Source organism: Sessilibacter sp. MAH1 (genome assembly GCF_054658315.1).
The window spans coordinates 45,818-56,440 of the sequence record NZ_BAAGIC010000013.1 but is presented as its reverse complement, the minus strand read 5'-3'; the positions used below and the strand labels follow the sequence as shown (position 1 = coordinate 56,440).

General features: G+C 38.7%; 9 protein-coding genes. 2 read left to right on the top strand and 7 right to left on the bottom strand.

Features of this window, described 5'->3' with window-relative positions; translation table 11 throughout:
- Positions 1-16: 16 nt before the first annotated feature.
- The 7 genes from ACYQ28_RS13420 to ACYQ28_RS13390 all read right to left on the bottom strand — a co-directional run bounded on the left by ACYQ28_RS13420 (position 17) and on the right by ACYQ28_RS13390 (position 8,886).
- Complete coding sequence (locus tag ACYQ28_RS13420; RefSeq protein WP_460050895.1) at positions 17-1,357, bottom strand: sensor histidine kinase; 1,341 nt, start codon at positions 1,355-1,357, stop codon at positions 17-19.
- Positions 1,358-2,797, bottom strand: a complete 1,440-nt coding sequence (locus tag ACYQ28_RS13415; RefSeq protein WP_460050897.1) for a sigma-54-dependent transcriptional regulator — start codon at positions 2,795-2,797, stop codon at positions 1,358-1,360.
- Between the two features lie 94 nt (positions 2,798-2,891).
- Positions 2,892-4,130: an ABC transporter permease gene (locus ACYQ28_RS13410; RefSeq protein ID WP_460050899.1), complete on the bottom strand. Its 1,239-nt coding sequence runs from the start codon at positions 4,128-4,130 to the stop codon at positions 2,892-2,894.
- A gap of 11 nt (positions 4,131-4,141) precedes the next feature.
- The gene (locus ACYQ28_RS13405) at positions 4,142-5,458 is read right to left on the bottom strand and encodes an ABC transporter permease (RefSeq protein WP_460050901.1); all 1,317 of its coding nucleotides are present in this window, start codon (positions 5,456-5,458) and stop codon (positions 4,142-4,144) included.
- A 63-nt stretch (positions 5,459-5,521) separates the two neighbouring features.
- Entirely contained in the window at positions 5,522-6,241 is a 720-nt protein-coding gene (locus ACYQ28_RS13400; protein WP_460050903.1) for an ABC transporter ATP-binding protein, read from the bottom strand.
- Positions 6,242-6,331: 90 nt separating this feature from the next.
- Positions 6,332-7,594, bottom strand: a complete 1,263-nt coding sequence (locus ACYQ28_RS13395) for an efflux RND transporter periplasmic adaptor subunit (protein WP_460050905.1) — start codon at positions 7,592-7,594, stop codon at positions 6,332-6,334.
- Between the two features lie 824 nt (positions 7,595-8,418).
- Complete coding sequence (locus ACYQ28_RS13390; protein WP_460050907.1) at positions 8,419-8,886, bottom strand: SRPBCC family protein; 468 nt, start codon at positions 8,884-8,886, stop codon at positions 8,419-8,421.
- Between the two features lie 514 nt (positions 8,887-9,400).
- Between ACYQ28_RS13390 and ACYQ28_RS13385 the strand changes: the two genes are divergently transcribed.
- The gene (locus ACYQ28_RS13385) at positions 9,401-9,997 is read left to right on the top strand and encodes an AHH domain-containing protein (RefSeq protein ID WP_460050909.1); all 597 of its coding nucleotides are present in this window, start codon (positions 9,401-9,403) and stop codon (positions 9,995-9,997) included.
- Between the two features lies 1 nt (position 9,998).
- Positions 9,999-10,580 (top strand): hypothetical protein, encoded by a 582-nt coding sequence (locus tag ACYQ28_RS13380; RefSeq protein WP_460050910.1) that lies wholly within the window; start codon positions 9,999-10,001, stop codon positions 10,578-10,580.
- Positions 10,581-10,623: the final 43 nt, after the last annotated feature.

The following is a 10,623-nucleotide window of genomic DNA, read 5'->3' as shown; positions in this document are numbered from 1 at the left end:
AAAACACCAATCAAAATCATTTAGAAAACTTCAAAACAACGCAAGCTCCACCCTCTTCTCTATTTTGCACTAAGATTTCTCCTCCATGCGCTTCTATGATTTCGCGTACTAGAGCTAAACCCAAGCCATTGCCAGTTCTTTTGGTGGAGTAAAACGGCAGTTGTATTTGGTTGATTATTGTTTCGTCGATACCATCACCTTGGTCACATACTGTTAATGACCAATTTTTTTCGTTATTAATGTAAGATATTTTTATATTCTCTAAAGTCGAATTAGCCTCTAGCGAATTTTTTACTAGGTTAATCAACACCTGTTCTATTTGGATTGGATCAAATTCTACTGTGTTTTTTTCGCTCAACAATTCATAATTGCATCCCAAAGCGTCGCTAATATTTTCTAGGTATTTTTCAATATCCATTGATTTTTTGTTAGGCTCTGGCAACTTTGCAAAACGGGCATAATTACGAATAAATTCGTTTAGGTGTTTAGCGCGATCTTCTATGGTATTAAAAACTTTGTTCAAAGCATTTAAGTATTGTTCTTGAACATCAACACGGTCTAAAACCTGCTTGCCAGAATGTGCCAGTGATGAGATGGGAGCCAATGAATTGTTAATTTCATGGCTCATTATGCGAATGATTTTTTTCCACACGAAAACTTCTTGCCGATTAAGTTCTTTTGTAATTTGACGAATCATCAGTAAATCGTGTTTTTGCCCATTTAATACAAACTGTGACTTAGATACATGATAGGACTCTTTAATAACTTCTTTTAGAGATTTACCAACATTAAGCTCTAAATCAATAACAACCTCTTGTTCTATTGTGCATATCGAATCACCAATTTTCTGCATAGATTCTTGCAGTTTAATAGGCAAATTTTTAATGACATCCGAAAACAGTAAACCATCTAACTTGGCACCTTGTGCAAACCATTGGCTAGCGGCAACATTTGCTAAAATAATATGACCCGATGAATCCGATAAAACAACAGCAATTGGGCTATTTTGAATAACGGTCTGTAATAATAATTCGCGCTGAACTAACGACTGCCTTTCTTGGCGAAGTAAATTGCCTACCTGATTTAGTTCTTCGGTTAAATCAGCCAGCTCTTGCACATTGGGTTTATGAATAGAAATACCAAACTCGTTATCTCGCCAACTTGCTACCATACTAGAAAGCGCACGTACCTGCTGCCTAAACGGGCTCTTAGTAATAAAGCCGAAGATAACATTAACAATCAAAAGCCAAATAAACGACAAACACCAAAAAATAATGCCACTTGTATTCGCCTGAATAATGTAAAAGCCCAAGGTTGTAACAACAAGTAAAATAAATCTAATAGTAAAATAATGCATTTACTTTTTCCGCAAACCAAAGCGATCCATTCTTCGGTATAAAGATTGACGAGACAAACCTAATTGTTCCGCTGCGTTAGCAACCACACCGTGATTCGCTTTCAACGCAGATTCTATATCTTCTTTTGAAGGTTCATATTTCGGCGTATACGAGTTTTTAACAACAGAATTTTCTTGAACTTCAATCTGAGAATCAGAAGCAACTTTTATTTTCTTTTCCTCATTGAGATCAACATTATTTTTAGTGCTTTGTGGACTAGTTATTTTTAAGGCTAAATCTTCTATTCGAATGGTTTCGTTTTTACACAGTAATTCTGCGCGTTTTATAGTATTTCTTAGTTCGCGCACGTTTCCTGGCCACGCATATTCCAACAAGTATTTTTGCGCATCAGAAGAGATTGTTTTTTCTTCCGATAAAAAGAAATAAGCTAATGGTAAAATATCTTGTGGGCGATCTATTAACGCAGGTAAATTTAATTCAATAACGTTTAAACGATAATACAAGTCCTCGCGAAACTCACCTGCTGCAACCATTGCCGATAAATCGGCATTGGTAGCCGAAACAACTCGAACATTCACTTTTATGGTTTTAGTAGAACCTAATCGTTCGAATTGCTGTGTTTCTAAAACACGTAACAGTTTTACTTGACCTTCAAGTGGCAGATTGCCAATTTCGTCTAAAAATAAGGTGCCACCATCGGCCGCTTCAAAACGGCCTACCCGCAATTTGTTGGCACCCGTGTAGGCCCCAGCCTGAGCGCCAAACAATTCTGCTTCAATTAAATCTTTAGGTAATGCCCCGCAATTAACGGCAACAAAAGAGCTTTCTGGATTAGTTGAGTTTGCATGAATTAACTCTGCAATTCGTTCTTTACCAGATCCATTAGGGCCGGAAATAAGAACGGGAATATCGGATTTTGCCACTTGGCAAGCTAGATGAATAACATTTTCTGTTGCCGGATCATGACAGACGATATTATTAAGTTGGTATTGAGAAAATAATGCACTACGGCTACGCTGATGCTGCTCTTTTATTTTTTTGAGCTGTTTGTGGGTTCCACCAAGTTCCAATAAATTACGCACAGTTGTAAGCAGTTTTTTATCATCCCATGGCTTTGCTAGATAATCTGCCGCACCGCCGCGAACGAGCTCTACAGCGGTTTCTAAATGAGTCCAGGCGGTGAGTAGAATAATCGGTAAATCTGGGTATAAATCACGAATGTTGTAAAAGAGTTCAATGCCTTCTTCGCCAGATGTTTTATCTGCCTTGAAGTTCATATCTTGTACAACAAGATCAACTTCGTGATTACTTAATTCAGTAAGGGCCGCTTTCACTGAATTGGCAATTACAACAGACCAGCCTTCTAGTTCGAGAAGTAGCTCTAACGCCGTTATCACGGCGTCGTTGTCGTCTACCACTAAAATCGTTTTATCGCCCATTTTATTGCGTGTCTTTTATATATTTTTAAAATTAACGGTTTCAACTCTATAAGAAACTCTGGTTTATAAGAAACTCCGATTAAATTCGAATTTCTTATACGCTGCGCGTAGCAATAGCAGGTGCAATGTTTGCAGCTCGAATAGCAGGACCAAAAACCGCAATAACACCCATAACCAGTACCAACAACGCACCCAATATTAGGTAAACGATGGGTAAACGTGCTAACTCAAACGCGGTAATTAACCAATTATTCAAAGCCATTGCTAAAATAAGACCAATTATAACACCAATGCTGCTAATGATTAGATTCTCGGTTATAAAATACCGTAGTATATCGACTTTGGTTGCACCTAATGCTCGACGAGTACCTATTTGTTTAGTTCGTTGCGTTACCCAAAAGCTGACTAAACCGATAATGCCCAACGCATTAATCACCAGTAATAAAACAATAACCGCAGAAAGCATGGTTGCCATGGCATTATCGTTACGGTAAAAATCTTTTCTGATTTCGGTAAAAGCCGTAGGTGATCGAACTACCCGTTGATTATCAAGTTCGAGTAGTTGATTTTGAATATTTTTGAATACATCATCAAAAAATCCGTCTTTTGTGCGAATAATATAATGAGATGAATTTCCAAAAATTGGATAATAAGGTACAAACAATACCTGTTCGAATTCGGAGGAAAATTGTTGCTTCCAGGGTGCTTTAATATCATCAACCAAGCCAATTACTTCTGCCGCCACAGGAATTTCTTCTCCGCGAAACCATACGTATTTACCCAAGGCTTGCTCTGGCTCTGTAATTTCTGGGTACAAAATTTTTGCAAGTGTTACTGAAATAATAACCACTTTGGGTTGTAAGACATCTTCTCGTATTGAATAGGTGCCAATCTCGTTTTGATTAAAAACTCGCCCAGTTACAAGGTTAATATCCATGGTTTCGGCTAAAGAGTCATCCGCAAAATACAGCGCCGCATTAGTATTAATACCATTTTCAGCATCGCTGTTATAAACCGTATTCGACCATCCTGAATTAGTCATAGGCAAGGCGTTGGTCGCCATAGCCGAATGAACACCAGATAAACTATTAATATATTCCAAATCGTTAAAAATTGCCGATTTAGTATCATAGTCGTCTAAATAACCAGAAACGGTAAGTGCTAGGGTATTTTTTTCATCCAAACCAGAATCTATACTCACGCTCTGCATACGTTGGTTAACTATAAATAAGGCGTTAACGACAATTGCCAAGGTTAGAGCCACCTGCAAACTGATTAACACCAAACCTACAGGATTACGAATTAATGTTTTTAAAATGGGTTTAATTTCCATGGCTACACCTCCTATTGTGTTTTTAATTGACGAGCCGGAGCGATTTGACAAACACGCCATGTTGGATAAATACCGGCCAATAAACTTGCGGTAATAGCCACCAAGAATGCAAATAAAGCAAGCTCAATATTAAGATGCGTTAACACGGCGATATCGGGTATAAAACTGCGTACCGCATATAAACCCAACCACGCAAGCATTAACCCCAACATAGCACCCACAATACCCAATAAAGCCGATTCAATTAAATGCTGATAAAAAATTTGCAACCGGCTGGCACCAAGCGCTCGCCTTACGCCTACGTCACCAGACTTCTTCAGGAACTTAGCCAATATTAAACCCACGGTATTTAATAAGCATACGCCAAAAAATGCCAACGACAACCACAGTTGAATTTGGGTATCGTCGCTCACAACTTTATTAATTACCAACCATTCTTTAACGTTAGAAATGCGATTATTAAGCGGACGCAGGAAACGACCAAAGGTTTTTTGCTCACGCACGTAGTTATCGATAAAACTATCAAACTCCTGCTTCTTTTCTAAAGAATTTAACTGCACCCAAGCACTTATCCACACACATTCAGAATTTAAATAACCTTCGTAACTGTTTTCAGGTAACGGCGCCCAACAACTATTATTACCACTAGGTGTCAGCTTTAAAATATCGTTTAATGTAAATGGCAAGTAAAAATCTTCGGAGTCAGAAAACGGATTTGAATTGATTAAATCGTAATATTTTGGGCTTGGTTTAAAATCATCTAAAACACCAATCACCGTGTATTGATTACCATTAAGCGTAATACTTTCACCTACGCTATTTTTGCCGCCAAAAATTCTATCATTTAACTCTCGGCTAATAACCGTTACGGTAGAATGGTTTGCATCGTCTTCTCGCGTCCAAGGCGCGCCGTATAAAAATGATGGCTCAAACATCGGAAAAAAATCGCTGTAGGTTAAACGCCCTAAATAACGCTGCGGTTTTATGTCAGGATTATCCGTGTAAACCGCCATTACCGATAAAAACATGGCTGTTTGATAGTCGGCCTGATTGGCCTCAGCAATAAAACGTGCATCTTTATAGGTAAGTTGTGGTGGTAAGCCGCCTTCTTCGCCATCCCAAGATTCTTCCTCAGCCCAGTTATCTAATTGCACCACAAATAACTGATCACTTTTATGAGGGACGGGATCACCTGACATATAATGAAATATGGTGTACGAAGTCATGAAAGCGCCGATACCAATCGCAATTGCAAGCACCATTAGCGCGCTCAACCACGGATAGCTTTTTAAGCTACGCAGTGCCAACCAAAAATAATAACGAATCATTTTTTATCCCTAAGTTTTTCGCATTATGCAGTATGGGTTTAAATAATTATTACTAATGCAAATTTAAGCGTTTAGCGCTGTAGTTTCGACAGTTTTTTGAGGATCGGTAAATACAGTTCGTAAATCGTTAACTTGCCCATCAATAACATGAACATTACGACGTGTTCGCGCTGCTAGTTCTGGGTCGTGAGTTACCATAATAATGGTAGTGCCCTTCTGATTAATGGCTTCTAATAATTCCATAACACCACGCGCCATTGTTGAATCTAAATTTCCGGTTGGTTCGTCGGCCAACAATAACCGTGGTTCACCCGCCAAAGCTCGTGCAATCGCAACACGCTGTTGCTGACCACCAGAGAGCTCCGACGGGAAATGCTTTATTCGTGAAGAAAGACCAACCTGCTCTAACGCAGATTCAATACGTTGCTTACGGTCGTTTGCAGAAAATCCGCGATAACGTAATGGCACATCAACATTATCGAACAAATTTAAATCGGGAATTAAATTAAACCCTTGAAAAATAAAACCCAGTTTTTCGTTACGAATTTGCGAGCGTTTACGATCTGACAATCCCGTAAGCTCAACACCATCTAATTCATAACTGCCGTTGGTATGTTCTTCTAACAAGCCGGCAATGTTCAAAAACGTAGTTTTGCCAGAACCCGAAGGCCCGGTTACGGCAACAAACTCACCTTCAGCTACCTCAATACTAAATTCACGTAATGCGTGAGTTTCTACCAAATGAGTACGATAAACCTTACTTAAATTGTTCATTTTTAACATAAGAACACCTATTAAAATCTTTGACGAAATATGACTGAATACTTTTCAACGTTATTAATGTTATTTTAGTACGATTTGTATTTTTGATGACTAATTTAAGCGTACGCGATCTGCGTTGTTAAATTGATCTAAACTCGAAATTACTACCTGATCACCCGCTTTTAACCCTTCTAGAATTTCTACTTCGTTTATGCTTGCAATACCGGTTTTGATGGTAATTCGCTCGGCTACATCGTCACGTACTAAATAGGCAATTTTACCAGCACCGTCATCCATAAAGGGACCTTTCGCCAATACCAAAGTATTTTCGCGCTCATCTAATAAAACACGGGTTTGCAAGCGTTGATTTTGACGTAAAGGCTGAGGTAATTCTTCATCAAAACGGATGCGTGCAGAAACCGAACCTTCGTTAACCTCTGGCGAAATCGATGCTAAGCGCGCCACTACGCGATAATCACCCATTCTTACCTCGGCACTTAATCCGGGGCTTAGAGCATCCGCATACAATTCTGGTATTTGTGCTTCAATTTCTAATTGCGATAAATCGACAACATTTAACACACTGGCGTTTTCTGTCACCACGGTTTTCTCTTCAACCATTAAATTGCCGACCATCCCATCAATTGGTGAACGTATTTCTAAGGCATCTATAACGCGTTTTAACTCAGCCACCAATAATTCTTGTTGTTTTAACTCTAGCTCTTTTACTTCTTGTTCGAATTTCCATGCAGCTAAGTCTAAATCTGCGGCCTCTTGTGCATGAGCGTAGATAATTTTGGCACTGGTGTATTCGTCTTTGGCTTTTTGCAAATCAACTTCGTTGACAACACCTTTACTCCAAGCGGATTCGTTACGTTGTAATTCTCGTTTTGCGCCCGTTAATTTAATACGCGCTTCTTCTAACTCTTTACGTGCCTGTAGATTCTTTTTTTGCGTTTCTATGGTCTGGCGTTTTACACCAATATCTAAGCGCTCTAGTATGGCTTGCTCTTGCATTAATTGATTATTTAATTCAGGGCTGTGAATGGTTGCCAAAATTTGGTTTTGCGATACCTCATCACCAGCACGAACATGAAAACTCACCGTACCACTGGCCGGTGCGTATAACATTGGGCTAAAACCCGCAACCACACGACCAGTAATCGCAACATCGCGCGTTAAGTTACCGGTTTTTACCTCAGCAATACGCAAACGGCTGCTATTAATACTGGGCGTGGTATCGCCAAATTGAAAAATCACCCAGGTAATTGCCAACACACCAGCCAGCACAGAGCCCATTAAAACTCCTAATCGCCAAGGCGATTTTTTAAGTACTGAAACCAATTGATCTTGAGCAGAAGTATCTTTAATCATAATGACTGCCTTATTTGCGATAGCCGATTAACAGCATCACGGTTATTAATTACAGGAAACTCTGATTAACCCAGAGTTTCCAGCGACACATGGATGTATTGCCAATTTCAAGAACGGTAAGTGATTGAAATTGTGAAGAAATTGGAAATCGCATTTTCAACTTCTGCCGTCTGATTAAATCAGGGATGAGTTAATCAGAAATTCCTATAAATAATGAAGGAAAGATATTTCTAGTAGAGCAGCCAACGTGCCAGTTAAAACAATCAACCTAAAAATAAAAATAAATTTATTAAAATCAACAACTTACGATGTAAAAATTTATTTGAGAGGGGTTTTATACCAAGAAAATACAAAAGAACAGCAGCGGACAAAAGCGGACGGACACAAGAACAAAAGATAGCGGACAGAATCGGACACTTACGGACACAGCATCGAGTGAATCACAAATATTATTCTTAGCTGTATTACCCAACCTGAAAACATTTATTCAAAGTAGAGAGAACGAATAAATAAGAGACATTTTGGATGGAGGGGAAAAATACGAAAAAAAAAAATGAAAAAAAGAAATACTAAAAAGAAAAATAAAGAACTTACGGAGAATAGTCGGAAATCTCTGACAAAGCCTAAATAAACCAGACTGAGATTACTTTAGGAACCTCTGATTAACTCATCCATGATTTAATCAGAGGACAGAAATTGAAAATGCGATTTCCAATTTCTTCACAATTTCAATCACTTACCGTTCTTGAAATTGGCGACACATCCTTGTGTCGCGAGAAACTCTTAGTTAATCAGAGTTTCCTTTATTAAGTTAACAACAAAAATCAGTTATAGATTTTCGCCAGCTCATCAAGACCTGCTTGATAAATACCGCTAACAATATTTTGTGCTTCGGCATCGGTTACGCCATTGGCGTGAAAGCGTGAACGCCAGATAAATTCGCTTTTATTGCCTTGTGGTTTTACTTCTACCACACCTTCGTAGTCGGTTAACGGTAAAGGTGCGCTGATGACAATGTATTTGTATTGGTGTTCGGCTTCGTTGGTTTCTACTAGTTGATCAACAATAACACCACCATCGCCTAAAAATAGTGAGCGTACATTGCCGAGTTGGCGACTTTCTTTAACCCCTGGGTGCCAGCGCTCAACGGCGTTAAATGATCCAACCAACGCCCATACGGCGCTAGGTTTTGCATCTAACACAACGGATTTTTTTACTTCTACCCACTCGCCTGCATATACAGAAGAAGCCATTGATAAAGCGGCAGCCGCCAAAACACTGCGAATTTTCATTGTTTCACCTTTGTTATTGTTTTGATAAAACTGAGCTGATTTAACGTTAAAAACTCTTATCACATCATGAAGAAATTATTCAAAGAACTTTAACAGATAACCATTATTAATATTTTTTAATGGTTACTATTCTATAAATAATAACCAGCCTGTCTATCAGACAATAGTTTTGCCACTAAAGAATGAACATACCAAAATCGACTAAGACGATGCTTGAAATATAAGACCGGGCGATAACGTTAAAATGCATACCCGTTCAACAATTAAAACATTCATTAAATATTGATAAATTAGATTTTATAAAATTATAGGAAACTCTGATTAACCTAGAGTTTCCAGCGACACAAGAACGTGTCGCCAATTTCAAGAACGGTAAGTGATTGAAATTGTGAAGAAATTGGAAATCGCATTTTCAATTTCTGTGCTCTGATTAAATCATGGATGAGTTAATCAGAGTCTCTTATAGGAACCTCTGATTAACAATTTAAACCCAACAAAAAAGTCGGGATTGAATATGCCAACCAATAAAGATTTCACGCCGTTTTATTTAAAAGACAAGGTTGACCGAGAAATTGACCGTTTTGCCGCCAAAGCATCACCCACCCAACACGATTTAAATCAAATAACCACCGCAGCCAAGGTTCAAAAAGGTATTGATAACTATCGCGCCAAAGCCAAGAATATGACTTACGATGAGTTTATCAACGAAAAACACCGTTCTAGAAGATTAGCAAAAATGCTCGCGCGCGATGGCGAACCGCGGCCAAGCAAACGCTGCGATGCGCATGCTATTGTCAGTGGAGGGCATCGATTTGCAGACGCGACGCGGGGTATTATGGCAAGGTTTGGAATGAGGATTGACGACCCAGACAACGGTTGTTGGTTACCACGTGGTGAAGAGGATAAAATATATATGCCACCACACCTTAGAAACGCGGTTGCACATAACCGAATACACAGAGAAGCTTATTACGGTTGGTTACAAACGTTAATTAACCGCGTTTTAATACACGATATAACCGACCTAACTCGAACGTTAAAGATGATTAAATTGCGACTTCAAAGCTCTGCCTTACCTTCACGAATCATTCCGCCAGTTAAAAAGGTTTAACATGCTGTATTCTATGTATGCAGATACCAAAAAATACTTATACATTGGTTATGACGCTAAGCAGATCATGTCGCAACTGGGTGACGACTATCGTTTTGATATTGATCGTAGCGTAAAACCTTATTCAAATATTTGGCAATCGCCAATAAATGTAAATTTTGGCAGTGAAGGAATAAAAGGCACAAAAATTCCCGATATTTCGGTTGACCAAGGCCGTTTATTTTTAAACACCAAAGCCTACGATGCTTTATACAACTTGTTAAAAAACGACGGTGAGTTTTTACCGGTGATTTATGAGTTGGGTGAAGGCTTTATGTTTAACCCGCTGAGTTTGGCGAATTCGGAATCGGATTTAGATTTAAAGCTGTGTGTTAAAAATGAATGGGGTGATGTAGAAAATATTGCATTTAATGAAGATAGCGTTAAACGATTTACAATATTTAAAACCGAATACGATCGTTACTACAGTGTGTATTGCCAAGATTGCGTTAAAACTGCCGTTGAAAAATCTAGCTTAAAGGGTGTGATTTTCACACCCGATTTAGGTAATTATTTAGGTACCGAGAATATTAATGCCAATTAAAACTAAAATCGTAGCTCGCGGTGCTGCACCCAGCCCGCTGGGT